Consider the following 23141-nt stretch of genomic DNA (forward strand, 5'->3'; position numbering starts at 1 on the left):
TCCCTAGGGCGCTCAAGCCGCGACCTTCTGCTGCCCGGCCGCAGCGGCCCGGCCCAGCCGTACCAGTGCGGCCGCGCAGGCAGCGAAGCCCGCCGCTCGCAGCGCATACCCAGCGACGCCCACCGGTACGATGCCTGTCTCGTAGCCGATGATCTCCAGCACTGGCGAGGCGGCCACGGCCGCGCCCGCCCAGACGGGCACCGTGCCCGCCCGCATCAGCGCCGCGCCCAGCAGCACGAATCCGACCAGCCCGCCGAGCACCGAGAGCGCGAGCACGACCACGACTACCCCGTTCGACTCATACGCCGACAGCAGCTCGACCGCCCCGGCCCGATCGGAGGCCTGCGCGGCGAGGTGGACCAGCACGTCCGTACCGAACAGGTAGCCCGCGCCCAGCACGGACGTGAACGCCGCCACCACACCCGAGGCAGCCAGCCGCGACGTACCGGCTCCGGCCGCATACCCGACGTACAAGATGGCCGGGATCAGCAGCAGGATCGGCACATCCAGCCAGACAGCCAGCCTCATGGCCTTCTCGTGCCCCACGACCACTTCCACCTGCGCGCCCGCGTCCCCGTCCGACAGCCGCATCGGCGTGACCGCGAACTGCAGCAGCTGCGCCACGGAGCTCACCAGCAGCACGGCCACGCCGACCGCCACCCGGGCCCTCGACGACACCATGGTCTTCCTCCCATCACCAGACCCACGGCCGCGCCCGCGACCGCGGTCTCCACCGTCGGGCCCGCGTGGTCCCAGGACCAGAGGCGACCGTCCCGGCTCACCGGGATCCGCCGGCTCAGGTGGCTCAGTCGCGTGTGTTGCCATGCCGTGGCCACGAGGTGCGCCGGAAGCCCACACAGGCCCCGGCCTGCCGTCGCTCGTGAATCCCGTCCAGCCGGGACGGCTGCCTCTGTCACCGGGACCACGCGGGGGCCGATGGTGGAACAACGAGGACACCCAGACTGTCTGGGCGTGGGCTCCCAGATGGGCCGGGAAATCCTCCCTGCAGCCCAGCCGTACGCCCCCTCCCGATCGGGAGCCCCGCCACCGCACGCTGATGACATACCGACAGGCCGAACCATCGGCCACGACCACCACAGGGAGAAGACCATGAAACGCGTCGCCCTCGGCGTCGCCGCACTCGCCGCCGGACTCACCCTCTTCAGTCCGGCCACCTCAGCTTCCGCCGCCACGACCACAGTCACACCGGCGGGCGCATCGCCAGTTACGGCGTCCACCGCCTCCACAACCGCCAGATGGGTCGCATTCACCTGGAAGCGCGCCATGACGGCGGGCGACTGCCGGATCCGGCCGGGCGCCAAATGGACCCTGTACTCAAACGGAACAGCGCGATTCGACGCCAGGGTGTCCAGCACCGAGGGCGACGACGCCTGGCTGATGTGGGCGCACCTCATGGACAGCGAGGGCGCCGTGCTCGGCGAGATCCGGGTGGACGGGAGCAGCAGTACCAAATTCGTCAAGAACCTGCCCAACGCCTATTGGAATTACCGGTGGCAAGCCAATGGGCGGTTCGACCCCGGCCTGTTCGACCTGGTCGACTCGATCGTGCTGAGCAAGCATTGCTGAGCGAGATCGGCCGGAAACCCATCTCATCACCAAACGAAAGCCTTCCCGGATGCAGGCCTCAGGGTCCCGGCACCCGGTCAGCGGCGCCGGGCGGCAGGGCGCGGGGCTGTCAGCGCGACAGCGCGTCGACAAGCCCCGCCACCAAGGTCGTCCCGATCGCCGCCTGAGCCAACCCCTCACCGCGCCACCCACCGCACCGACCCCACCACCGCCCCTCACCTTCAAACAGGAGCGACAATGAGCACCATCTCGCGCGCATTGATCGGAATCACCACGGCGGCGTTTCTGGCGCAGGTCGCGCAACCCGCCACCGCCTCGGATGCGGGCGCTACGCATTCCCGGCAGGTACGGACCGCAGCTGCCGCGCCCCTCGCCTGGGGCCCGCACTACTCTCCCGGCGGCAAACGGGCCAAAGCCTCCGGCACAGTCACCGCGACCGGAGAGGATCACGAGGTGATTCCGTCCGCCGCCACACTGACCGTGTCCGGCACCATCTCCGACCTGTCCAGGGCCAAGGCCACGTGCGGGTGGGTGGTGTTCGGCATCGCCACCGTCAACACGGCCGGCAACCGGATCACATGGAAACGGCACCACGAACGCACCTGCACCTACCGCACGCCCAAGCGATTCTCCTTCACCTACCACCGCGTCTACCAGGTCGAGCTGAAGGTGTGCGCCGAAGGCCGGGGACGCCAGCCGTCGATCCAGTGCACCGCCGGCAATCCCGCCTGGAAGGACATCTACACCTCCCCCCACTAACCCCTGTGCGCCGCCGGGAGCAGACCTGCAACCGCGGTGAACACAGGGCTCCACCCGGGGATAAGAGGCCCAGGAGAAGATCATGAAACGCGTGACCCGCGCACCGGCCACACCGCCACAGCAGCGCAAGTTTTCGTGGCCGGTGTCGATCGCCATCGTCGCCGGCTTGTTCATCACCGCCGCCGCCCTGCCGTATCTTGTCCACCCTCTGCTCTATCCGTGGGCGGTGTCGCTGACGGGCGAGCCGACCCTGCCCGGATACTGGCACGGCCAGGCGTCCTTCCCGGGACAGGGCCAACGGCGAGTGGTCATGGATCTACGCGCCGAACCCCGGCGCGGGCGGTGCTCCAACTGCTCACCCATCGACGGCGAGCTGAAGGTATGCGGGACCGGCCGCAGGATCGTCTACGAGATCTGGGGCGATGTGAGCGACCGCAGTGCCAGCCGCTTCTCCCTGTACGCACGCCCCGGCAACCGAGCCCTCGCCACGTCCTCCGGCATGTCGCTCACCCAGATCAAGGGCCAGTGGCCGGGCGGTGACACGATCACCATCACCGCCTCCGACAGCCGGCGGCCCAGCGACCAGCCGGTGCGTTTCCAAATGCGCCGCACAACCGAGGCCGCCTTCACCACCGCCTGCTGATCACGACCGTAGACGCGGCGGTGGACCTCCAGCCCTATCACTGACCGACACCAAAGCGAAGGAATCCCCCGTGAGCCACTTTTCACCGTTCTCCCACCAGGAGCGGCGACTCGTGTGTGGCAGCGCCTTGTCACGCCCTCGGCGGGCCGCCGCCCTAGCGACCGGCACTGTCCTGGTGGGCCTGAGTGCTGCCCTATCCCCAGCACAGCCGGCAGTCGCTGCCGCCGCGCCGCTGAAGGGCGCCGGAACCTGCGCGAACATCGACCTGGTCTACCGGGCCAAAACCGCATTCCCCAACACCTCGAGGGGACGCTTCGACTACATCATGCAGTCACCCACCATCGAGCGAGCGGTTTTGTGCCTCGTCAACGCCGAACGGACCGCGCTCAAGCTACTGCCGCTGCAGAGATTCGTCCGGCTGGGCAAGAAGGCCCCACCCGGACTCGACACCGCCGCGGCCAGGCACGCCGCAGACGCCGTCAGGCTGCGCTGGTGGGGAAAGGTGCAGCCGGGCAAGAACTGCATCGCCAGGAAGGACGACCCCACCAAGTGCGACTCGCACATCAATCCACAGACCCGCTCGACCCCGCTCAGCCGTGCCCAAGCCGTGGGCTACGGCCGCCGTTGCACCTCCTTCTCCGTTGCCGAGAACACCTACGTCGGGTGGGGACCCGGCTTTGTCACTCCTCGGGCGGCCGTCTCGGCGTGGATGGACAGCAAGATCCACCGCGACCACATCCTCAACCCCGCCTTCAGGGTGCTGTACACCGAGGTCGCCTGGGGAAGCGCGGATCCAGCAGCTGGATCCATCACCCCGGCCCTGACCTACGTGCAGATGTTCGGCTCCTGCGCCTGACGCCGTGGCCCGTGCGACCCTGCGGCAGCGAGGAACGAGACGACGGTTGGCTCCCCTTCCAACGCTGCCGTCAAGACGCCGTCCGCCCGTCCATGACGCTCGCCTATCCCTACGGGAGGATCACCATGAAGCGCTCCATCATGCCCACACTCGCCTGCGCGGCCACCCTGCTGGCCGGTCCCGCCCTTGCTGCCCCCGCCTTTGCATCCGGCTCCGACGACGTCGGGTGGGGGCCAGTGCGCTCCCTGCCCTTCCAGGGCTCCCAGGCACAGGCCGACGGCCGGGCCTGGGACGACGAGGACAACGGCAGCTTCAACTTCGAGGCCCGCATCTACGACCACAGTTCCCCGCCCTGGCTGTGCGGCCACCTGCAGATCAAGATGACCAACCCCGATGAATGGGACAAGCCCAGCTACCGCACCGTCAAAAAGTGCGGCCCCAACGGTTACGGCCGCTTCGGGATGCGCGCCTGGGACGAGGACGAGCCCCGCACCATCGCGATCCGCGTGTGCTACTGGAACCAGCGCACCGGCCGGGCCACTCGCTGCGGTGGATGGCGACTGGTCTATTCCGTCAGGCCGGCGGATGAGTAGGAGCCCCAGCGATCATCTCCATGATCCGCCTCCGGCTCAGTCCGAGTCGACTTCAGCGATTGGGAGGAAAACGTCCCTGAAACGTACCTGGTCCAGGTCTGTCAGTGGGACAGCAAGCTGGGCGTCAAGAAGTACAGCGGCAAGTGGAACTAGGCCTTTCGGTTCCAGGCCGAGCCGCCGTTAGTACTGCGCGACGAGTCACCAAACCGCCCACCCAGAGCTAGAGTGAGCCCTCACTCAATCCCCGGAAGGGGGACCATGCAGACCAGAACGCTCACGGTTCCCGGCGCGGAGCTCCACTACGAGGTGCGCGGATCGGGGCCGGTCCTGCTGACGATCCTCGGGGGTGGCTCCGACGCGGCGATGGCCGGACCGCTGGCGGAGACGCTGGCCGGCCGCTACACCGTCATCACATACGACCGGCGCGGCCTGTCCCGCAGCTCGCTGACCGAACCGCCGCGGGAGCAGCGCGTCGAGGAGCACGCCGACGACGCGCTGCGGTTGCTCGGACCGGAGCCGGGATACGTGTTCGGCACCCATTCGGGCGCGCTCATCGCCCTCGACCTGCAGGCCCGCCACCCCGACCGGATCCTTGGCCTGGTCGCGCACGTATGAGTTGCGGTCGTTCTGCCAGTTCACCCCCGACGCCGAGGCGCTGCACGGGGCGCCCTTCGTCATCGCCTCGGGCTAGCGGACGCGCGGCACGTTGATGCACCGCTGCGCGCTCGCCATCGCCGGGCACCTCGGCACCGACGTAATCGAGCTGCCCGGAGACCATGTGGGCTATCTCACCGACCCGGCCGAGTTCGCCGAAGCGCTCCACTCCTTGCTGAGGTGAGCGCGGCCGGGGTGGCGCAGTCTATGCTCCGGGCCCGTCATGTACGAGCCGCTCGTCGCGGACGGCTCGTCTCCCGCCGAGCGGCGCACGTCGGCGTGAAATACCGGATCAACTCATCTGCGCTGATAGTCAGATCCACCGGCGAGCGCACCAGGGCTGGCTCACACAATAATGCGTCGGCCAGCTCGAACAACGCATCCGCCCGCGCGCTCAAGCAGGCATAGACGTCGTTCCGAAACCGGGACAGCACTCTCTGGGACTCGACACGAGCGGCGTCGGTCAGCACACTCACTCTCACGGCCTTGTAGTGATCGGTAGCGACTCAGCACCGCACATGATCACTCAAGGCCGTCCCGCTGTCGTGAAACGATCAACCTCCGCGTGCCACAACGGCCTGGAGGATGAAGAACAAGCTCAGTTATGAGTATTCGTGAGACTCAGAAAAACGCCACCGCGACAGCCATGCCGGGCCCGGAGAGTCACACTCGCAGGATGGTGAAATCGCCGATCTCGACACGGACGGGTGCGAGAAGGGCGCCGTGTCGGTCGGCGGGCAGCGTGAGCATTCCGGCGGCCCGGCACGACCGTGTACCTGCGGGCAGGGCCGCAACCAGAGTCGGGAGGTCGGGGTCAGCAGAAGGTTGCTGGTAGTGCACTGGTAGGAATCGGAAGTCACGCGATGCCATCGACAGGCGAGGTCCGTACACACGTACGACGATGTCACGGGCCAGTACGGGGTCAGCCTCCACGACGAGCACGACCTCCGCATCCACCACGTACTGGGAGCGTCGAACAAGCTGCCATTCAAGGCGCCCTTCAGCGGCGGCGAGTGACCGCGCAGTCAGTAGCGACAGATCTTCCCACCGTGGTGTGTACGGTCGGACCGGCTGCAGGTCAAACCGCTGCCAGGTAGCGGTGAGCGCGCCGAGACCGATGGGGTCAGGGTGGGAAACGCCGACCTGCCACGTGATCGATGTCTGCGAGACGATCGGCCGGATCGGTGTCGGCGCCGGCCGTCCGAATGCCTGCCCGAGGGCGCCAGCCTCGGCAAACAGAGCCTGGATGACCTTTGCGGCGTCGGATGCCCCTTGGTGGATGTGCTTGAGCTCGCCTTCTTGTCGGTCTTGAAGCTCGCGACGCTGGCTTCGCCACTTGAAACCTGATTGGCCCCCGCGCTGGGCGGCGGCCGAGGATGCCTCGCGCAGGCCGTCGGATACCTCGAACGCTGCGGCGGTCATCGCGGCGTTGAGCTGTGCGAATGCGGTCTTTGCAGCGTCGTGGCGGTTCAGTGTCAGGGCGCACAGCAGGAGATAGCGCTCAGCGAGTGCCCGCTGGAGCGCGGAGGCCGCTGCGGCCGCCGCGTTCCGGAAGTGCTGACGCGCTTGCTTGAGGTCCTGGTTGCGGGCGCGCTTGCCGCTGGAGCCGGCAGCATCCAGGAGGCAGCGAAGCCCCGACCCGACCTCGATCTCGTACCGCTGCGCGAGGACCTGGTCGAGGCGGCGCTCGATTCCCGCCAGCCTGTCTTCGATCCCGGCCAGGCGGGACCCCAGCCCGCTCTCGCTGGCCGCCACGGCGCCGAGCACGTCGCCGGCGAGGGCGCCCAGCTCCGGCCGACCGGACAGAGCACCGACTACCTGCTTGACGCCGTACTGCCCGATCAGCAGCACGACAGCCGTCAAGGGTTCCATCACACCTCCCGGAGGTGTCGATCACGGTAGGCCGAGTGGGCGGCGCAATCGGACATACCGCCCACGAGGCCATCGTCGTGGAGATTTCAGAAGGGTGTGGTTGCCGCGACGGCCTAGTTCTGGCGGGGCACAGGTCACCGGTGAGTCTGTCGTCGTGGCCTGCTCGTCGGCCGTGTAGGCCGCGATGACCGTGGCCTTCTTGCCAGCCCTGCCGTAGATCCACTTGGTTGTGACGTCGACAGCCTCGACGGTGGCCCGTGGCTGTATAGATACAGCAACGGCCATGTGCAGCGGCTACGTCAACGGCGTCACCAGCCACATCCTGGACGTCGACGGCAACCACCGCTACGACACCATCACCACCCCGCACTGCGACGGCGAGACGGCGACCGTCGACAAGGCCGCCATCCGGTGGTCCGGCACGCTGTACTGAGCCCGGCAGGCCCGGCCGCAGCGCCGCCGAGCCTTCGATGCCGAGGTCAGTGGGTCTGGACGGTCACCGTGTTGGACCAGAGCACCCCGGACTGGTCCGACTGGCTGCCGCGCCCGTCGGTGGCGGCGAAGCTGATGTCCTGCCCGGGCAGGACGGCGAATCCGATGGTGATGTCAGCCTTCCCCTCGGAGTTCGCCGTGGTGTGAAAGCTGTAGCTGGCCAGGTTGCCGTTGTTGACGGCGCGGATGCGGACCTGCCTGCCGGGCAGGAAGCCGGAGCCGGTGAAGGCGAATTTGGCCTGGTCGGCCGGACCACGGTAGGTGACGTTGATCCGCGGTACGGCCTGCGATCTGCCCAGCCCCGAATTCCTGGATTCGCCCACGGCGGCCGGGCACGTCGTGCTCCTCCCGCTGGGCGCAGCCGAACGTGCTCGCGTCGCCGGCCTCGCGCCAGCGGGTGCCGATCGCACCGTAGGGATTGATCGCGCAGGCTGTAGCACTCGATGCTTGAACGCCCGCGGTATCCGTGAGGGTCAGCAGCGATACGGCGAGCGCGATCGCGGCGGGAAGGGACGAGAGGCGGATCATGATGGCTCCTCGGATGCCGTGAAGGGGAGGTCAGAAGTCGGTGGTGACCGAGACGGTCCAGTCCCGGCGGCAGATGTCGCCGATGAGGCGGTCGGTGCAGCCGCGGACCCGGAAGGTGTAGCGGCCGGGGCCGTAGAAGGATGCCGCGCCGCGGGTGCGGGGCCCGTTGCGATAGGTGAAGGTGCCGTTGGCGATGTGCGAGGAACGCACGGCGACCTTGAAGTAGTCGTAGTGGAACGGGTTGGTCGGCCCCCACCGGAAGTAGGCGGTCTCGCCCTTGTGATATGCGGCGATGATCATGCTGTGTCCCTGGTCGGGGGTCCAGGCGATCTGGCCGCCTTCGAAGGCCTGGCGGCGGGCGGTGCTGTTGGACACCGTGTACTCCACGCCCTTGGGGCAGCCGAACACGCTGTCGGCGCCGCCGAGGTTGCGCCAGTAGTCGCCGATCCCGCCGTACGGCTCGATCGAGCAGCCCGAGCCTGCGGATGCGGTGGCCGGGTAGGCGGGAGCGCTGGCCAGCAGCGCGCCGGCCAGAGCAGGGATGGCCAGCACGGATGACAGACGGATCATGATGTCTCCTCAGACAGTGGTGTGGTGCGATGCGGGACGGGCTGAGCGCGCGGTCCAGGCCAGCGCCAGGCCGGCCAGAACGGTGCCCGGCCATGGCGGTTCGAGGAGGGCCGAGACGAGGCCGGCCAGGATGAGCAGCACGCAGGCGCCGCGGGAGATCAGCCGCCGGCGCCATCCGGCCACGGCCAGCCCGACCAGGCCGGCCAGCAGGAGGAGTTGTTTGGGCAGGCTGATCAGGAAGCTGTAGAGGGTGGGCTGGTCGACGGCCTGCCGGGCTTGGGTTTCGGTGAGCCAGCCCAGCAGGTGCGGGATGCGGGTGACGTGTACCCACATCAGCCCGGCCACCGCGCAGCAGCCGGCGGCGGTCAGGTAGAGCGCCCACCGCGGGGGGCGGTCCAGCGCCGGGGTGGCGGCCAGCGTGATGGCCAGGAAGGTGAAGGCGATCGCGCCGAGCACGTTGGCGATCAGCACCACCGGATGGCGGGCGGCCTCCAGGTGGGTGAGGCCGGGAAGGACGATCACGCTGGCCACGTGCAGAGCCGAGCCGAGCGCGCCGAGGAGGCAAGCGGCGACGGTGATCGTGGTGGGTGCGGCGGCCGAACCGGCGCGGGATACGGGTAGGGATGGCGAGGCCATAGTGAGCTCCTGCGTGGGTGGGCGACGGGTGTGGCGGAAAGTCGATCAGTGCGCGGTTTCGGGGAAGGGCGGCGGGCCGAGGATCTCGTGTCCGTACCGGGCCGATACCTCGGCCAGGAGGGCGAGGTCGGGTTCGGTGGGGTCGGGCAGGCCGTCGTGCTCGGCGGGCCTGCCCAGTTCGTCGATGAAGCCCTCGAATCCGGCCGGTGAGGTGATCTGCAGGCCGCGGACCGGCCCGCCGGTGACCACGAAGGAATGCGGGACGTCGCGCGGCAGATAGACGAAGCCGCCCGGGCCGAGGGTCCACCGGCGCTGGCCGCAGGCCACGCGCATCTGTCCCTCCAGCAGGTAGAAGGCCTCGTCGTCGCGGTGGTGGACGTGCCAGGGAGGGGCGAAGCCTTCGGGCGCGGTCCATTCCAGGAAGGCGAAGGCGTCCGCGGCCTTGACGGTCATCCGGGTGTCGAGGAACCACACGTGGCGTCCGCCGTCGCGGTCCAGGGCATAGCCCTGTGGGTCAAAGCTCATCACTCGTCTCCTCGGTGTAGAAGCGCAGCTCGATGCCGTCCGGGTCGTACAGGCCGACCAGGACGCAGCCGGAGTGGCCGGTAACGATGCCGCCGTGCGGCTCACCGAGCCCTTCGAGCCGTTCGCGCCACGCCTCGAGTCGGGCGCGGGTGGCGACGGCGAACGCGACGGGGTCGTAGCCCCTGAGGACGGCCGCGCGGTCCGGCTCGCAACGCAATCCCAGGCTCATCCCTTCGGATGCGTCGCGGAGGATCACGCCCATGAGCTGCCCGTCTTCGTGGAATTCCAGGGCCTGCCACAGCCCGAGCACGCGCTGGTACCAGTGGCTGCTGCGGGCGACGTCGGTGACAGGGAGCTTGACGTGGTGGAATCCGTCGATCATGTCGGCCTCCGATTCAGAGCACGCGCCGGCCGGCGGGGAGATGGCATGGCCACTCCCGATTGGGAAGGGTTGCTGTTCGCATTCAGTGTGGGCAGCCCCTCCCATCCGCACAGCGGCCGTAGGGCGGGTTTAGCCGTGCCGCCGTACGGGTGAAGGCGGACTCCTATTCCCCCCCGCGGGGGAACGGCGGATGCCCTCGTGGGGCTGATCCGTCGCGACCCGCCCGGCCGTACGCTGCTCATGTGAGCGACCACGGAGCCGGTGTGTCGGCGACGCGCAAGCCGCGTGTGCGCGAGGGGCTGGTGGACGCGGCGATCGCCGCGGTGCTGGCGGTACTCGTGGTGATCAACCTGATGGCTCCGCAGCCGGTGTTCGCGCACGCCTATCGCGCGCCCGACGGCTGGGCGGTCCTTCTGGGGCTTGCTGCGAGCCTGCCGCTGGCGGCCCGGCGTCGCCTGCCGCTCACGGTCTCGCTGACGATCACGGGGGCGGCTCTGCTGCTGGCGGCGCTGGGCTGGGATCCGGGCGTCACCCCGTTCTGCCAGATGGCTGGTCTGTACGCGGTCGCCGCCTGGCGTGAGCGCCGTGCGGCGGTCTCGGGGCTGGCGGCGATGTACACCTCGATGGCGATCTTGGCGGTGCTCCGTGTCCCGTCGTTCGACGATCCGCTGGCCTTGATCGGCGTTCTGGCTCTGACCATCGCCTGGGGGATGGGCCGGGTGATGCGGTGGCGCCGCCAGAGCGTGGAGGTCGCTCAGGCCAACGCCGTGGTCGCCGAGCAAGCCCGGGCCGTCGCCGCCGAGCGGGCGGTGTTCGCCGAACGGCTCCGCATCGCCCGTGAGCTGCACGACGTCGTCTCCCACACGCTCTCGGTCATCGCGGTGCAGTCGGGCGTGGCCCGCTACCAACTGGGGGGCACCGGCGACCCGGTCGCGTCGGCCCTGGGAGCCATCGAAAGGGCGAGCCGGTCGGCCTTGGACGACCTGCGCCGCATGCTGGGACTGCTGCGCGCACGCCCCGACCCCGACGCCGGCCCGGCTCGCGCACCTGCCCTCGCCCCGGCGCCCGGATGGATGCGGGACTGGGTGGTGGATCTCGCCATCGCCGTCGTGCTGGCCGGGCTGGGGCTCCTCATGGTCTTCGTCACCGATCCCGCCGCCACCCGGCAGTACACCGAGCCGACCGGGTGGTCGGTGCTGTTGCTGCTGGTCGCGACGCTGTCCCTGGCAGTGCGGCGGCGCTGGCCGTTCACGGTGCTCGTGGTGACGCTGACCGCGGGCGTCCTGACCACCGTCGGCGGCTGGGATCACGACATGCCGTTCCTGTGCTCCTACGTCGCCGGATACACCGTGGCCGCCTGGCGGCCCCTCCCGGTCGCCCTGGGCGGGCTGGGTCTGCACCTGGCCGTCGAGGCGGCGGGCGCGCTCGTGGACACGCCGCACTACGACCCGACCGCGGACACGACCGCGGCCGGAGCACTGATCCCTTTCGGCTTGGGACTGATCGTCCGCCGCTGGCGCCATCAGCAGGACTCGGCGCTGCGACGTGCCCTGGAGGTCGAACGCGGCACCGCGCGCACGGCCGAGCAGGCCGTCATCGCCGAACGCCTGCGGATCGCCGAGGAGATGCACGACGTCATCGCGCACACCCTTTCGGCCATCACCGTCCAGTCAAGCGTGGCCCGGCACAGCATCGCCGGCACCGACAACCCGGCCGGTCCCGCGCTGACCGCCATCGAGCAGGCCGCACGCTCCGCGCTCACCGACCTGCGCCGGATGCTCGGAGCACTGCACACCAACCAGCCCGGCCAACCACCCAGCCTGGCGCCCAGCCCGGGACTGGAGGAGATCCAGTTGCTCGCCTCAGCCCACCGCGCCACCTGCGGGCCGGTCGAGCTCACCGTCGATCCGGGCGTCGAGGCGACGCCGGAAAGCCTGCGCATGACCGCCTACCGCCTGGTCCAGGAGGCCTTGACCAATGTACGCAAGCACGCCGCCGGATCGGCGGCGCAGGTGCGGATCGTCCTGGACGGCCAGGACGTGGTGATCCAGGTGGACAACGACCCACCAGCCGGGACCCAGGCACCCGGTCCGGGCACGTCCTCCGGATACGGGCTGGCCGGGATGCGGGAGCGGGTGGCCATGTTCGGTGGCACCCTCGATGCCGGAGCCCGCGACCACGGCGGTTTCACCGTACGCGCCGTGCTGCGGTCGGAAGGGGCGCTGGCATGAGCGAGCCGATACGGGTCGTCGTCGTCGACGATCAGGAGCTGGTGCTGGCGGGGTTCGCTGCGTTGCTGTCCGGCGCGCCGGACATGAGGGTGGTCGGCCAGGCCCGCCAGGGCGAGGAGGCGGTACGCCTGGTCCGCGCGACCCGACCGGACGTCGTCCTGATGGACGTACGCATGCCGGTGCTGGACGGCATCGAGGCCACCCGCCAGATCAGGTCCGACCCTGGACTGGCGTCCGCCAGGGTCGTCATCCTGACCACGTTTGGGCTGGACGAGTACGTCTTCGGCGCGTTGCGCGCCGGCGCCGTCGGCTTCCTGCTCAAGGACACACCGCCGGAGGACCTGCTGCGCGCGGTACGTGTCGTCATGGCGGGAGAGTCCCTGCTGTCGCCGTCGATCACCCGGCGCCTGGTCGAGGTGTTCGCCGATTCACCGGCTCCACTGCCGGACCGGACCCTGCCGGATCTGACCGAGCGCGAAGTGGACGTGCTGACCCTGGTGGCTCAAGGGCTGTCGAACGCCGACATCGCCGCCCGCCTGCACATCGGCCCCGCCACGGTGAAGACCTACGTGAGCCGCCTGCTGACCAAGCTCGGCGGCACGGCACGGGTCCATCTGGTGATCGCCGCATACGAATCCGGCCTGGCACCGTAGACGACTCGACCCAAGAATCACATCGCTCATATCGTCTGCCGCGTATCACGGCCGCTTTCTCTCTGCCTGAACCTGCTAGGTGCGTGAGCAGGCTCGCGAGACGCATACGAACGGAAACGTGTGGAGCCATGGGCGCCGTCATCGTTGCTCTGCACAACCTGATGAAATAGCGGAAAGGCCGACCGTCCGCGTCGAGTCAGGCGCGGCGGCGGCCTTTCGCTTTGCTCGTGACGATCAATACGAGACGGCGTCCGCGATCAAGAGCTGCAGACCGGTCAGCCACTTCGAACGTCGCGCACATGTCAGCCACGTGCTTGCCCAGGTCAGGACCGTGATTGACGAAGCGGCGTTCGGAAAAGGTTCGGACTTGGCCATGAACAGCAGCAGGGAGACCCCGGATTCGCCCAGGTGGGTGAGCGCGGAGTGGCGGGGCTCGTGAAGATCCCATCCGGTTCCGGTCTCGCCGCCGGTGCGGGTGTGGGCGTTCAGGAGGGCGCGGGCCTGGCCGTAGGACAGGCGAGCTCGTCCGGTGTCGGGGCACAGGTCGCGGGCGTCGATCTTCTCGCCGGGGCCGGGTCGCCGATGAACAGCGGCCCGGAGGTGCGGCCCGCGATGAGGCGGGGCAGCAGCCGGGCGGTGCCGGCGTCCCACCGCACCCGCTCCAGCACGTACACCTGCCGTACCGTGCCCCGTCTGCGTGTCTTGGGCTTGGCGCCCTTGGCCTTCACCGGGCAGGCCCGGCCGGTCAGGTCCAGGTCCTCGATGTTGACCGACAGAATCTCCTCGGACCGCGCGGCGGTCTCGTACCTCTTGACTGACCTAATGAAGGAGTTTCAGCAGCTCAGTCACTCCCGGGGTCTACTTCCGGAATTGATTCGTACCAGATGTTCTTGCGGTTCAGGCCCGGGAACGCCTCTGCGCCCTAGAAGCTTCTGTCGGCGCGCCGCCGGTGGCGCGATGGTTTCGGTCCGCTCGTGCACATCCCGCTGTTCCTTCGCAGGAGCGTTACTGCCTTCCTGCTCAACGAGGACAGAGCGATGGGATGAGCGCGGCGATGGCGTCGAGGATGCGATCGAGTCCATGCCCGAAGCGTTCCTCGAGGGCGAGGTGGGCGGTGCGGGAGTCGAGAACCGATCGGTTGAACAGGGGGAAGGCGCCGGATTCGACGACCTGGCGGACGTACGGTCCCATGTAGTCCCGCTTCCAGCGCTCGGGGTCCAGACCTGTGCGGCGGGCCTCCTCCAGCCAGCCGATCTCGCGGCGGATCGCGCTGTGCGTGTAGTCGTTCAGCATGCCGACGAAGCCGGTGATGTCGTCGATGTCGAGCCCGGTCCCGTTGAAGGCGCCGAGTGCGAACTCGTGCACGCGCAGCAGGTTGGGGCCTAGCGTGGGCCGGCTGGTGAGCAGCGTGATCAGCCAGGGATGGCGTAGGCCGGCGGCGCGGATCTGCCGGGCCAGCAGCGTCAGGTCGGAGCGCCAGTCACCGGACGGGCCGTCGGGGAGCTCGATCTCGCTCATCGCCAGGTCGATCATGAGGTCGAAAAGGTCGTCGCGCCGCGGCACGTAGCGGTAGAGCGACATGGCGCCGGTGCCCAGCTCGCCCGCGATCCGCCGCATGGTCGCGGCCTCCACTCCTTCGGCGTCGGCGATCCGGACGGCCGTCCGGATGATCTGCTCGCGGGTGTAGCCGGGGCGCCGTCCCGGGCCGGAGCGCTCGTGCCCCTCCGGCTGCATCCAGATGCTGGTCGCTCCCTCGTCGGCCATGCACATCCCTTCCCTCCATTTGCGTACATGGTACCTGAATGGTTATGGTCCATTTCACGTACAGAGTACGCGAAATGGAGGACGTGTGGATCGATCTCTTCGTGTGGGCGTGATCGGCGTGATGCTGGGCATGATCACAGCCCCGTTGGACGGCATGATGCTCGGGCCCGCGTTGCCGGCGATCGTGAAAGATCTCGGCGGGCTGGAGTACTTCTCCTGGGTGGCGACGGCCTATCTGATCTGCATGGCCGCCTCGACGCCGATCTGGGGGAAACTCGGCGACCTGTACGGCCGCAAGGCGGTCTACATGGCCGCGATCGTGGTCTTCCTGCTGGGGTCCGGGCTGTCGGGGATGGCGCAGGACATGATCCAGCTCGTTGGCTTCCGGATGGTGCAGGGGCTGGGCGCGGGTGGCCTGATGACTGGAGCTCTGGCGCTGATCGGCGAGCTGGTGCCGCCCCGGCACAGCGGCAGGCTCATGGGGCTGTTCGGGGTCATGATGCCGATCGCCTTCATTGCCGGGCCGTTGCTCGGTGGCCTGTTCGCCGAGCAGTTGGGCTGGCGGTGGGCGTTCTTCGTCAATCTCCCCATCGGCGCGGCCGCCTTGCTGCTCATCGGTGCCGCCGTGCGGCTGGAGCGGCGCCGGATCAGGGCGCGGATCGACTACCTCGGGGCGCTGCTGCTGACGGTGGCGCTGGTGGCGCTCAGTCTGGTCGCCAGTTGGGGCGGCACCCAGTACGCCTGGGGTTCGACTCCGATCCTCGCCTTGATCCTGATCGGGCCGGCGGCGCTGGCCGCCCTGCTGTTCGTGGAACGGCGCGCGGCCGAGCCGATCGTCCCGCTGCGCCTGTTCGCCAACCGCAACTTCACCCTCGCCCAGGTCATCCGCTTCCTCGGCGGTGTCGGCATGGTGGTGGCGGCCACCTTCCTGCCCCAGTACATGCAGCTGGTCCATGGCGCCTCGCCGATCGCCAGCGGCTTGCTGATCCTGCCCGCGATGCTGGGCATGGTCGCCGTGCTGATCGGCACCGGCCGGCTCATCAGCCGCAACGGCCGCTACCGGATCTACCCGATCCTTGGCGGCGCCACCGTGGCGGTCGGCATGCTCGCGCTCCTCATGCTGCGGCCTGGCATCAACCTGGCGCTCGCCTCCGGTCTCACGCTGATCGGCGGCCTTGGTGTGGGCCTGCTGATGCAGTCCACCACGATCATCACCATCAACAGCGCCGAGCCGCGCGACATGGGGGCGGCCAGCGGCTCGGTCACCCTCTGGCACACCATGGGCGCCTCACTGGGCGTGGCCACCCTGGGCGCCCTATACACCGCCCGGCTGCAGGACACCCTCATCGACCACCTCGGCGCGGCAACCGGCACCCGGATCGCCTCCGGCCAGCTGACGCTCGGCGCGCTCATGCAGCTCCCGCCCGCCGCGCGGGAGGCGGTTCATCTCGCCGTCTCCAGCGGCATCCACGCCATGGCCCTCGGCGCGGCCGCGCTGGGCGCCCTCGCCTTCGCGCTGGCCTGGTTCATCCGCGAGGTCCCATTGCGTGACCGGACCTCTCCGGCCGAGCCCGCCACCGCGGCCGCGTGAGGCAGACACCCATGCCACAGAGTGTGAAAGCACAGCTCGTGATGGACGTCATCTGCGCGCATTCCTACCTCGGCTACACCCGCTTCGCCCGCGCCGCCGACCGGATAAGGACCGAGGGCGTGCAGGTGACCGTGGAGTTCCTCCCCTTCGAGCTCGCCCCGGGCGCCCCGGCCGACGGACGGCCACTCCTCGCGGTACTGGAACAGACCTTCGGCCCGCAAGCAGCCGCCGGCGCGCTCGGCTTCGCCGAACGCGCGGCCCGCGAAGGTCTCCGGTTCGAGTACGGCAAGGCGATCGCCACCGGCACCTTCGACGCCCACCGCCTCATCGCCGACGCAGCGCAGCAGGACAAGGCCGAGTCCATGGCAGAGCGCCTCTTTCGCGCCCATTTCACCGACGAGCTGCACATCGGCGACCCCGCCACGCTCGCCCAGCTGGCCGCCGAGATCGGCGTCGCCACCGGCCGCGTGCCTCCCGCCGCGGTGCGCGCCCGGCTCGACCGCGTGCGCCGCCTCGGCATCACCGGCGTGCCGGTCTTCCTCATCGAGAACCTGCCCCCGCTCACCGGATCCCAGACCGAGACCACACTGCTGGCGGCCCTGCGACAGGCCGCCGCCACGAAGGGACAACACCGTGACCACTGACCCGCTACGGCTGGCCGTCATTGTCGGCAGCGTCCGCGACGGCCGCCTCGGCCCGACCGTGGCCACCTGGTTCGCCGGCCAGGCCACAGCCCGCCCGGACCTCGACGTCGACATGATCGATCTCGCCGACGTGCCGATCGGCACGTCGGCCCCGTCGATGTCCGCGCCAGCACCAGTGCTCAAGGCCCTGGGCGGGCTGACCCCGCGACTGGCGGCCGCCGACGCGTTCGTGGTGGTGACCCCCGAGTACAACCACAGCTACCCAGCCGCTCTGAAGAACGCCATCGACTGGCACAACCAGCAGTTCCACGCCAAGCCAGTGGCGTTCGTCTCCTACGGCGGCATCTCCGGAGGCCTGCGCGCGGTGGAGCACCTGCGTGCCGTCTTCGCCGAACTGCACGCCGTCACCACCCGCGACACCGTCAGCTTCCACGGCGCCTGGGAGTGCTTCGACGGCAACGGCCAACCCAAGGACCCCGTTGGCCCGGCCGCAGCCGCCAAGACCCTGCTGGACCAAGTGAGCTGGTGGGCGCAGGTCCTACGCGACGCCAAGACCACCACCCCCTACACCGCATAAACGGAAAGGCATGATCATGATGAGATTGACCGGCAAGACGGCGCTGGTGACCGGCGCGAGCCGGGGCATCGGCCGCGCGATCGCCGCCAGGCTGGCTCGCGAAGGCGCCCGCGTCGCCGTCCACTACGGCAGCAACCACGCCGCCGCCAAGGACACCGTCGCCACCATCGAAGCAGCCGGCGGACAGGCCTTCGCCATCCAGGCCGAGCTGGGCGCGCCAGGTGACGCCGAAACCTTGTGGGCCGGCTTTGATGCCCACGCCGACGGGCTGGACATCCTGGTCAACAACGCGGGCATCCTCGGTGGCCAGACCGAGATCGACGGCGTCACCCGGGACAGCTTCGAGCGCCTGTTCGCGGTCAATACCACCGCGCCGTTCTTCATCACCCGGCTCGCGCTGCCGCGGCTGCGCGACGGCGGCCGGATCGTCACCGTGGGCACCATGCTGACCCGGGGCGCGGCCATGCCCAGGGCGATCGACTACGCCATGTCCAAGGCCGCGCTCGACGTCCTCACCACCGCGCTGGCCAAGCAGCTCGGGCCCCGTGGCATCACGGTCAATACCGTGGCCCCCGGCGTCATCGACACCGACATGCACCAAGGACGCCTGGTCGGCGAGGCCCTGGCCTGGCTGTCGTCACAGACGCCCCTCGGCCGGCTGGGCACGCCGCAGGACGTGGCCGACACCGTCGCCTTCCTGGCCTCCGACGACAGCCGCTACGTCACCGGACACCGGCTCGACGTCTCAGGCGGGACGACCATGTAGACCCACACCACCGGCCCCATGCTCGTCTGCTCGCTCCGACTCGGCGAGCAGACGAGCGCCTATCGCGCTGAGCTTGAAACTCCTGCCCGGACTCGTCGAGCACGGCGGTCGCCGTACCGGTCGGCATCCGCGCCGCCCAGGTGCTCGCCGGATTCGGGCTACGCAGACCGAAGAACCCGGTCCTGGGTATGGACGTCGCCTGCCGGGTCGAGGCCGTCGGCGCCAACGTGACCAACTTCCGCCCCGGCGACGAGGTCTTCGGCACCTGCGAGGGCGCGTACGCCGAGTACGCCCGCGCCCGCCAGGACCGGCTCGCCACCAAACCGGCGAGCATCACGTTCGCGCAAGCCGCGACCGTCCCCGGATCCGCCTGCGTCGCGCTGCAGGGGCTGCGCGACGCCGGAAAACTCCAGGCCGGCCAGCACGTGCTGGTCACCGGTGCCGGCGGCGGCGTCGGAACGTTCGCCGCGCAGCTCGCCAAGGCTTTCGGCGCACACGTCACCGGCGTGTGCCGGACCAGCAAGACCGACCTGGTCCGATCCATCGGGGGCCGACGACGTCATCGACCACACCCGCGAGGACTTCACCGACCAGGTCGGCCACTACGACCTCATCCTCGACACCACCAGTAACCACACCCTGGCCCGGCTGCGACGCTTCCTCACATCCCGCGGAACGCTCGTCATGGTCGGCGGCGCCGAGGGCGGGCGCTGGCTGCACGGCACCGGCCGCCTGATCCGGGCGATGCTGCTGTCGCCGTTTGTCGGCCAGCACCTGCGCGGAGTCCTGGACGCCCGCCAAGGACCTGCACACCCTGACCGACCTGATCGACGCCGGCACGGTCACCCCGGTCCTCGACAGCACCTACCCGCTCGGTCAGGTCCCCGACGCGATCCGCCATCTGAAAAGCGGCCTACCCGCCGGCAAAATCGCAATCACCATCCTAGGCAGCACCACATGACCTCCCCAGTCCACACTGGCCCGGCCCCGGCGGCCCACCCCACCTCCGCCGGCCGGGCCGGCGGCCGTCAGACTGGGAATATCACTTAGAGTGATCCCCCCGGCAGACCGCGAGGGGATTGACCTCGCCGAGGCCGTGTGCGAGGGGCCGGTGGCCTTGAATGCGATGTCCTGCCCATCGTCGCAGGTCAACGGTGTATCCGTGGAGAATTTCTGCAGTCTGGGACCAGGAGTGACACGATGGGGCGGTTCCGCAGGCGTGTCACCGTCTGGTGATGAGGCGCCTCAACTCTGTTGTGTGGCGTCCAGCAGCGTGAGGGCGTTGTGGATGCCTTGCTCGAGGACGGCGTCGGCGAGCTGCCGGTCGGCCAGGGCGCGGGAGAGCTGTAGTGTCCCGATCATTGCGGCGTAGATGCTGAGCACCTTGGTGCGCACCGACTGCGGGTTATCTGGCGCCAGGCGGGCGGCGAAGTCGTCGATGATGGCCAGCACGCCGTCGGTGTAGGCCTGTTTGGTCGTGTCGGTGCAGCGTCCGATCTCGTCGAGCAGGGCGGCGGACGGGCAGCCGTCCCCTGGGTTGTCGCGATGCTCGACCGACAGGTACGCACGCACGATCTGCTCGACTCCGGCACGGCTGGGCACCACCGCGCCAAGGCTCTCGTGCTGGCCGCGGAGCTGGTCGGCGACTGCGGTGGCGACCAGGTCCTCCTTGGAGGCGAAGTGGGCGTAGAAGGCGCCATTGGTCAGCCCCGCGTCCGCCATGAGCGTGGCGACCCCAGAGCCGTCGATGCCGTCACGCTTGAGCCGGCGGCCGGCCGTCTCGATGATCCGCTGCCTGGTCGCCTGCTTGTGCTCCTGGCTGTATCGCGCCATGCGTTCTCCATCCGCCGGGGAGGGCTCACCTGCCTTGCACGCCCCCTATGTGAGTACGATCATAATGTAAATTCAGCAGAACCCTTCCCTCGAGACGGGCTCTCGGTCTATGGTCGTATGGTCGTAATCTAAAGCTGGCCGGACACGAGAAGTGTGCGCAGGGAGCAGGAGTGTCACCGTGGGAGTCAGTCCGCAGGCGCAGCAGTTTGCGCAGTTCCTTGAGAGCATGAGTGTGAAGTCGTCGGTGCCGGGGCCTCGACCTGGCCATCGTGCGCGACATCGTCGAGACGCACCATCTGGCGTCGACCGAGCCGGAAGGCGTCACCTTCGAGGGGCATGGCTGCAGGGCCCGGCCCTGGAGTTCACCGACCTCGGATCAGCCTCGTGAATGCCGATCTGACCGGCCTGCCGCCCACGAGCGTGGACTACGGCGAGCGCGAGCTCCTTGTCGGTGATGGCGCCGAGTTCGGGCGCCGGCTCGCGGACTTCAAGGTCACCTCCGAGGTCGACCCGACGCCTGAGGGGCAGCATTCGTTCGTCGTGGGCGCGGGGCGTGTGCCAGAAATGGGCCAAGCGATCGAGCAGATCGGCCAGTGGCTCCGCCGCCATCTCGGGCTGAGCAGAAGAACTGCTCCTCGCCGTTCCTCGCCGGCGGCGCGGCTCCTGCAGCGAGAAACCGGAGAAAGAACACACGTTTGATGGCGTCACCGCATCCTTTGGCCGTATAGCGCAGATGCTCATAGGCGGCTCTGGGCCACAAGAGGCACACCTATCGATTTCACCAGGAGAAACCGTGAGTACTACATACAGGGACGCGCCCACCGAAACCGTCGATGTCGGCGGAACGAGTTTCGTCTACCGTCCGCTCGGCGCGGACACCGGTGTACCAGTGATATTCCTCAACCATCTGACCGGGGTTCTGGACAACTGGGATCCCAGGATCGTCGACGGCATCGCCGCCAGACATCGGGTGATCACCTTCGACAACCGAGGCGTCGGCGCGTCACAAGGCAAGACACCGGACTCGGTGGCCGCGATGGCGCGTGACGCCATCGCCTTCATCCGGGCGATGGGCTTGGATCAGGTCGACCTTCTCGGCTTCTCCCTCGGCGGCATGGTCGCGCAGGTGATCGTGGAGGAAGAGCCGAAGCTCGTTCGCAAGCTCATCCTCGCCGGCACAGGCCCGGCCGGAGGTCGAGGCATCGACAAGGTCACCTCCCTCACCATCCGCGACACGATAAAAGGCTCGCTGACCTTCAAAGATCCGAAGCAGTATCTCTTCTTCACCCGGACAGCAAACGGCCAGGCAGCGGCTCGGCAGTTCTTGAAACGACTGAAGGAGCGTACGCACAACCGGGACAAGGCGATTTCGCTGGCAGCTTTCCGGTCCCAGCTCAAAGCTATCCACGCCTGGGGATTGGAAAAGCCTTCTGACTTGATGGATATTCAGCAGCCCGTACTGGTGGTAAACGGCGATGACGACAGGATGGTGCCCAGCAGTAATTCTGTCGACCTGGCTCGACGCCTGCCGGATGCCCAACTCACACTCTATCCTGACGCCGGACACGGCGGCATATTCCAGTATCACGAAGACTTCGTAAAAAGAGCCCTGGAATTCCTCGAATCATAAAGTTCTTCCCGAATCGGGTCCGGGATCGGATCGGCAGAGCAGGTGAACACGACGCACGCCACGCCGCCCATCCGGCCGTAGAACCTTCAGGCGAGCAGGTCCCAACCACCCCGCTGGGCATCGCGCTTTCCCATACGACCTCCAGTCCATCCGCAGCCTCGCTCAACGCGCCGCCACCATCCTTGCGCTGGACCGAGTTCGACCGCGGCGGTCACTTCGCCGCCATGGAACAGCCCGAACTCCTCGTCGGCGACATCCGCGACTTGATCCGCTGAGTCGTCTCGTTTCCGATCTCGAACGGTACGCGGTGCTCGACGGGCCCCGGCCGTGAGTGCCCACGCTTATAGTATGACCGTAATATTATCAGTGCGCAGCGCAGACCCCCATGGCCGCGCGACTCTCGTTCGACGTGTTGCGGGGCACCGCGCTGCGCTGAGAGCCACCGACGAACACCACAGCTTGGAGCGCCCCATGAGCAAGCCCAGCACGATCAGCCTCGAACGCCCGACGCCCAAGATTGCCACGATCACGTTCTCGAACCCTCCTGTGAACTTGCTTGTCGGCGAGACCGTGACCAGGTTGCACGAACTCGTCGTGGAACTCGGCGGCGATCCCGACATCCAGGTCGTCGTCTTCAAGAGCGGTGTCCCCGACTTCTTCTTCAACCACTTCGACCTCGCGGCGGCCGCGGACTTCCCCGCGCCGGAGGGCAAGGACGCAGTGCCGGTCTGGACCGACATGGTGCTGCGGCTGACGAAGGCCAACTACATCACGATCGCGTCCATCCGTGGTCGCACCCGCGGCGGCGGCAACGAGCTCGCCCTGGCCTGCGATCTGCGCTACGCGAGCCGGGAGAAGGCGATGTTCGGCCAGCCCGAGGTGGGCGGCGGGCTGCTGCCCGGGGGCGGAGGGACTGAGCGCCTGCCCCGGCTCGTCGGCCGCGACCGGGCCCTGGAGGTCATCTTGAGCAGCAGCGACTACGACGCCGACCTGGCCGAGCGCTGGGGATGGGTCACACGGGCCCTGCCGGACGCCGAGCTCGACGACTTCGTGGACTCGATGGCGGCCCGCCTGGCCTCCTTCGACAAGACCTCCCTGGCATCCGCCAAGTCGATGGTCAACCGTGCGTCGCTGCCGCCGGACCTCGACCTGGTCGCGGCCTACGGTGAGTTCGCCCACTCGCTGACGCTGCCGGGGTTCCTCGCGCGCGCGGCCGGCTACCAGGCGTTGGTCGCCGAGAAGGGCCTCGACTTCGAATACCGGATGGGCGAGTACATCGGCATCGCCAACCAACAGGCCTGACCCCTCGCCTGGTCGGCGCTCACCGCTTCGGGGTGCCGCGCCCCAGGGGAGAT

At 68.7% G+C, this 23141-nt stretch carries 29 protein-coding genes and 1 pseudogene; 20 read left to right on the forward strand and 10 right to left on the reverse strand.

Annotated features, from left to right (window positions below):
- Positions 1-12: 12 nt before the first annotated feature.
- Positions 13-681 (reverse strand): hypothetical protein, encoded by a 669-nt coding sequence (locus ACTWPT_RS46485; protein WP_443183955.1) that lies wholly within the window; start codon positions 679-681, stop codon positions 13-15.
- A gap of 429 nt (positions 682-1110) precedes the next feature.
- Between ACTWPT_RS46485 and ACTWPT_RS46490 the strand changes: the two genes are divergently transcribed.
- The 7 genes from ACTWPT_RS46490 (at position 1111) to ACTWPT_RS46520 (ending at position 5276) form a co-directional block, all read left to right on the forward strand.
- On the forward strand, positions 1111-1587 hold the full coding sequence (locus tag ACTWPT_RS46490; protein WP_443183956.1) for a DUF6294 family protein: 477 nt from the start codon (positions 1111-1113) through the stop codon (positions 1585-1587).
- A 237-nt stretch (positions 1588-1824) separates the two neighbouring features.
- Positions 1825-2346 carry a hypothetical protein gene (locus ACTWPT_RS46495; protein WP_443183957.1) on the forward strand — a complete coding sequence of 174 codons (522 nt, stop codon included), beginning with the start codon at positions 1825-1827 and terminating at the stop codon, positions 2344-2346.
- An 82-nt stretch (positions 2347-2428) separates the two neighbouring features.
- A complete protein-coding gene (locus ACTWPT_RS46500; protein WP_443183958.1) occupies positions 2429-2989 on the forward strand; it encodes a hypothetical protein in 561 nt (186 codons plus the stop codon).
- A 70-nt stretch (positions 2990-3059) separates the two neighbouring features.
- Complete coding sequence (locus tag ACTWPT_RS46505; RefSeq protein WP_443183959.1) at positions 3060-3845, forward strand: CAP domain-containing protein; 786 nt, start codon at positions 3060-3062, stop codon at positions 3843-3845.
- 125 nt (positions 3846-3970) lie between these two features.
- Positions 3971-4438: a hypothetical protein gene (locus ACTWPT_RS46510; RefSeq protein ID WP_443183960.1), complete on the forward strand. Its 468-nt coding sequence runs from the start codon at positions 3971-3973 to the stop codon at positions 4436-4438.
- A gap of 258 nt (positions 4439-4696) precedes the next feature.
- Positions 4697-5053 (forward strand): alpha/beta fold hydrolase, encoded by a 357-nt coding sequence (locus ACTWPT_RS46515; protein ID WP_443183961.1) that lies wholly within the window; start codon positions 4697-4699, stop codon positions 5051-5053.
- 91 nt (positions 5054-5144) lie between these two features.
- Entirely contained in the window at positions 5145-5276 is a 132-nt protein-coding gene (locus tag ACTWPT_RS46520) for a hypothetical protein (RefSeq protein WP_443183962.1), read from the forward strand.
- A gap of 479 nt (positions 5277-5755) precedes the next feature.
- Here the strand turns inward: ACTWPT_RS46520 and ACTWPT_RS46525 are convergent, their stop codons facing one another.
- The gene (locus ACTWPT_RS46525; protein ID WP_443183963.1) at positions 5756-6964 is read right to left on the reverse strand and encodes a hypothetical protein; all 1209 of its coding nucleotides are present in this window, start codon (positions 6962-6964) and stop codon (positions 5756-5758) included.
- Positions 6965-7247: 283 nt separating this feature from the next.
- On the opposite strand from ACTWPT_RS46525, the gene ACTWPT_RS46530 reads away from it, so the two are divergent.
- Entirely contained in the window at positions 7248-7397 is a 150-nt protein-coding gene (locus ACTWPT_RS46530; RefSeq protein WP_443183964.1) for a hypothetical protein, read from the forward strand.
- A 46-nt stretch (positions 7398-7443) separates the two neighbouring features.
- Here ACTWPT_RS46530 and ACTWPT_RS46535 read toward each other — a convergent pair whose 3' ends face one another.
- From ACTWPT_RS46535 to ACTWPT_RS46555, 5 genes are all read right to left on the reverse strand, one after another.
- Positions 7444-7779 carry a hypothetical protein gene (locus ACTWPT_RS46535; RefSeq protein ID WP_443183965.1) on the reverse strand — a complete coding sequence of 112 codons (336 nt, stop codon included), beginning with the start codon at positions 7777-7779 and terminating at the stop codon, positions 7444-7446.
- Between the two features lie 235 nt (positions 7780-8014).
- Entirely contained in the window at positions 8015-8554 is a 540-nt protein-coding gene (locus tag ACTWPT_RS46540; RefSeq protein ID WP_443183966.1) for an LGFP repeat-containing protein, read from the reverse strand.
- 9 nt (positions 8555-8563) lie between these two features.
- Positions 8564-9190 (reverse strand): hypothetical protein, encoded by a 627-nt coding sequence (locus ACTWPT_RS46545; RefSeq protein ID WP_443183967.1) that lies wholly within the window; start codon positions 9188-9190, stop codon positions 8564-8566.
- Between the two features lie 45 nt (positions 9191-9235).
- Positions 9236-9715, reverse strand: coding sequence for a cupin domain-containing protein (locus ACTWPT_RS46550; RefSeq protein ID WP_443183968.1), 480 nt, complete (start codon positions 9713-9715; stop codon positions 9236-9238).
- Positions 9705-10097, reverse strand: a complete 393-nt coding sequence (locus ACTWPT_RS46555; RefSeq protein ID WP_443183969.1) for a VOC family protein — start codon at positions 10095-10097, stop codon at positions 9705-9707. The genes ACTWPT_RS46550 and ACTWPT_RS46555 overlap by 11 nt, the downstream gene beginning before the upstream one ends.
- Positions 10098-10339: 242 nt before the next feature.
- Here ACTWPT_RS46555 and ACTWPT_RS46560 point away from each other — a divergent pair, with 242 nt between their 5' ends.
- Positions 10340-12328 (forward strand): ATP-binding protein, encoded by a 1989-nt coding sequence (locus tag ACTWPT_RS46560; RefSeq protein ID WP_443183970.1) that lies wholly within the window; start codon positions 10340-10342, stop codon positions 12326-12328.
- Positions 12325-12981 (forward strand): response regulator, encoded by a 657-nt coding sequence (locus ACTWPT_RS46565; protein WP_443183971.1) that lies wholly within the window; start codon positions 12325-12327, stop codon positions 12979-12981. Before ACTWPT_RS46560 ends, ACTWPT_RS46565 begins: the two co-directional genes overlap by 4 nt.
- 485 nt (positions 12982-13466) lie before the next feature.
- Here ACTWPT_RS46565 and ACTWPT_RS46570 read toward each other — a convergent pair whose 3' ends face one another.
- Complete coding sequence (locus ACTWPT_RS46570; protein WP_443183972.1) at positions 13467-13709, reverse strand: hypothetical protein; 243 nt, start codon at positions 13707-13709, stop codon at positions 13467-13469.
- A 292-nt stretch (positions 13710-14001) separates the two neighbouring features.
- The gene (locus tag ACTWPT_RS46575) at positions 14002-14745 is read right to left on the reverse strand and encodes a TetR/AcrR family transcriptional regulator (RefSeq protein WP_443183973.1); all 744 of its coding nucleotides are present in this window, start codon (positions 14743-14745) and stop codon (positions 14002-14004) included.
- 85 nt (positions 14746-14830) lie between these two features.
- Here ACTWPT_RS46575 and ACTWPT_RS46580 point away from each other — a divergent pair, with 85 nt between their 5' ends.
- The 7 genes and pseudogenes from ACTWPT_RS46580 to ACTWPT_RS46610 all read left to right on the forward strand — a co-directional run bounded on the left by ACTWPT_RS46580 (position 14831) and on the right by ACTWPT_RS46610 (position 19284).
- Positions 14831-16336 carry an MDR family MFS transporter gene (locus tag ACTWPT_RS46580; RefSeq protein ID WP_443183974.1) on the forward strand — a complete coding sequence of 502 codons (1506 nt, stop codon included), beginning with the start codon at positions 14831-14833 and terminating at the stop codon, positions 16334-16336.
- Positions 16337-16359: 23 nt separating this feature from the next.
- On the forward strand, positions 16360-16980 hold the full coding sequence (locus ACTWPT_RS46585; protein ID WP_443183975.1) for a DsbA family oxidoreductase: 621 nt from the start codon (positions 16360-16362) through the stop codon (positions 16978-16980).
- Positions 16970-17557, forward strand: a complete 588-nt coding sequence (locus ACTWPT_RS46590; protein ID WP_443183976.1) for an NADPH-dependent FMN reductase — start codon at positions 16970-16972, stop codon at positions 17555-17557. The genes ACTWPT_RS46585 and ACTWPT_RS46590 overlap by 11 nt, the downstream gene beginning before the upstream one ends.
- Before the next feature lie 16 nt (positions 17558-17573).
- Positions 17574-18323, forward strand: coding sequence for an SDR family oxidoreductase (locus tag ACTWPT_RS46595; RefSeq protein WP_443183977.1), 750 nt, complete (start codon positions 17574-17576; stop codon positions 18321-18323).
- A 188-nt stretch (positions 18324-18511) separates the two neighbouring features.
- Positions 18512-18955, forward strand: coding sequence for an alcohol dehydrogenase catalytic domain-containing protein (locus tag ACTWPT_RS46600; RefSeq protein ID WP_443183978.1), 444 nt, complete (start codon positions 18512-18514; stop codon positions 18953-18955).
- Positions 18930-18983, forward strand: a pseudogene (locus ACTWPT_RS46605) (hypothetical protein); the annotation flags it as partial. The gene ACTWPT_RS46600 and the pseudogene ACTWPT_RS46605, both read left to right, overlap by 26 nt.
- A 100-nt stretch (positions 18984-19083) precedes the next feature.
- Complete coding sequence (locus ACTWPT_RS46610; RefSeq protein WP_443183979.1) at positions 19084-19284, forward strand: zinc-binding dehydrogenase; 201 nt, start codon at positions 19084-19086, stop codon at positions 19282-19284.
- Positions 19285-19568: 284 nt separating this feature from the next.
- On the opposite strand, the gene ACTWPT_RS46615 is transcribed toward ACTWPT_RS46610, so the two are convergent.
- Positions 19569-20156, reverse strand: coding sequence for a TetR/AcrR family transcriptional regulator (locus tag ACTWPT_RS46615; protein ID WP_443183980.1), 588 nt, complete (start codon positions 20154-20156; stop codon positions 19569-19571).
- 336 nt (positions 20157-20492) lie between these two features.
- Between ACTWPT_RS46615 and ACTWPT_RS46620 the strand changes: the two genes are divergently transcribed.
- From ACTWPT_RS46620 to ACTWPT_RS46630, 3 genes are all read left to right on the forward strand, one after another.
- Positions 20493-20855, forward strand: coding sequence for an alpha/beta hydrolase (locus ACTWPT_RS46620; protein WP_443183981.1), 363 nt, complete (start codon positions 20493-20495; stop codon positions 20853-20855).
- 94 nt (positions 20856-20949) lie between these two features.
- The gene (locus ACTWPT_RS46625; RefSeq protein ID WP_443183982.1) at positions 20950-21786 is read left to right on the forward strand and encodes an alpha/beta fold hydrolase; all 837 of its coding nucleotides are present in this window, start codon (positions 20950-20952) and stop codon (positions 21784-21786) included.
- A 471-nt stretch (positions 21787-22257) separates the two neighbouring features.
- Positions 22258-23088: an enoyl-CoA hydratase/isomerase family protein gene (locus tag ACTWPT_RS46630; RefSeq protein WP_443183983.1), complete on the forward strand. Its 831-nt coding sequence runs from the start codon at positions 22258-22260 to the stop codon at positions 23086-23088.
- Positions 23089-23141: the final 53 nt, after the last annotated feature.

This window comes from Nonomuraea sp. 3N208 (assembly GCF_052245935.1).
GTDB lineage: Bacteria > Actinomycetota > Actinomycetes > Streptosporangiales > Streptosporangiaceae > Nonomuraea.

What these genes read in the sequence shown, in the direction of transcription:
- ACTWPT_RS46500 (WP_443183958.1), top strand. Translation starts at nt 2,429, where the DNA reads ATGAAACGCGTGACCCGCGCACCGGCCACACCGCCACAGCAGCGCAAG.
- ACTWPT_RS46595 (WP_443183977.1), top strand. Translation starts at nt 17,574, where the DNA reads ATGATGAGATTGACCGGCAAGACGGCGCTGGTGACCGGCGCGAGCCGG.
- ACTWPT_RS46495 (WP_443183957.1), top strand. Translation starts at nt 1,825, where the DNA reads ATGAGCACCATCTCGCGCGCATTGATCGGAATCACCACGGCGGCGTTT.
- ACTWPT_RS46630 (WP_443183983.1), top strand. Translation starts at nt 22,258, where the DNA reads ATGAGCAAGCCCAGCACGATCAGCCTCGAACGCCCGACGCCCAAGATT.
- ACTWPT_RS46510 (WP_443183960.1), top strand. Translation starts at nt 3,971, where the DNA reads ATGAAGCGCTCCATCATGCCCACACTCGCCTGCGCGGCCACCCTGCTG.
- ACTWPT_RS46485 (WP_443183955.1), bottom strand. Translation starts at nt 681, where the DNA reads ATGGTGTCGTCGAGGGCCCGGGTGGCGGTCGGCGTGGCCGTGCTGCTG.
- ACTWPT_RS46555 (WP_443183969.1), bottom strand. Translation starts at nt 10,097, where the DNA reads ATGATCGACGGATTCCACCACGTCAAGCTCCCTGTCACCGACGTCGCC.
- ACTWPT_RS46530 (WP_443183964.1), top strand. Translation starts at nt 7,248, where the DNA reads ATGTGCAGCGGCTACGTCAACGGCGTCACCAGCCACATCCTGGACGTC.
- ACTWPT_RS46575 (WP_443183973.1), bottom strand. Translation starts at nt 14,745, where the DNA reads ATGGCCGACGAGGGAGCGACCAGCATCTGGATGCAGCCGGAGGGGCAC.
- ACTWPT_RS46540 (WP_443183966.1), bottom strand. Translation starts at nt 8,554, where the DNA reads ATGATCCGTCTGTCATCCGTGCTGGCCATCCCTGCTCTGGCCGGCGCG.
- ACTWPT_RS46515 (WP_443183961.1), top strand. Translation starts at nt 4,697, where the DNA reads ATGCAGACCAGAACGCTCACGGTTCCCGGCGCGGAGCTCCACTACGAG.
- ACTWPT_RS46620 (WP_443183981.1), top strand. Translation starts at nt 20,493, where the DNA reads ATGGCTGCAGGGCCCGGCCCTGGAGTTCACCGACCTCGGATCAGCCTC.
- ACTWPT_RS46600 (WP_443183978.1), top strand. Translation starts at nt 18,512, where the DNA reads ATGGACGTCGCCTGCCGGGTCGAGGCCGTCGGCGCCAACGTGACCAAC.
- ACTWPT_RS46545 (WP_443183967.1), bottom strand. Translation starts at nt 9,190, where the DNA reads ATGGCCTCGCCATCCCTACCCGTATCCCGCGCCGGTTCGGCCGCCGCA.
- ACTWPT_RS46550 (WP_443183968.1), bottom strand. Translation starts at nt 9,715, where the DNA reads ATGAGCTTTGACCCACAGGGCTATGCCCTGGACCGCGACGGCGGACGC.
- ACTWPT_RS46565 (WP_443183971.1), top strand. Translation starts at nt 12,325, where the DNA reads ATGAGCGAGCCGATACGGGTCGTCGTCGTCGACGATCAGGAGCTGGTG.
- ACTWPT_RS46615 (WP_443183980.1), bottom strand. Translation starts at nt 20,156, where the DNA reads ATGGCGCGATACAGCCAGGAGCACAAGCAGGCGACCAGGCAGCGGATC.
- ACTWPT_RS46525 (WP_443183963.1), bottom strand. Translation starts at nt 6,964, where the DNA reads ATGGAACCCTTGACGGCTGTCGTGCTGCTGATCGGGCAGTACGGCGTC.
- ACTWPT_RS46490 (WP_443183956.1), top strand. Translation starts at nt 1,111, where the DNA reads ATGAAACGCGTCGCCCTCGGCGTCGCCGCACTCGCCGCCGGACTCACC.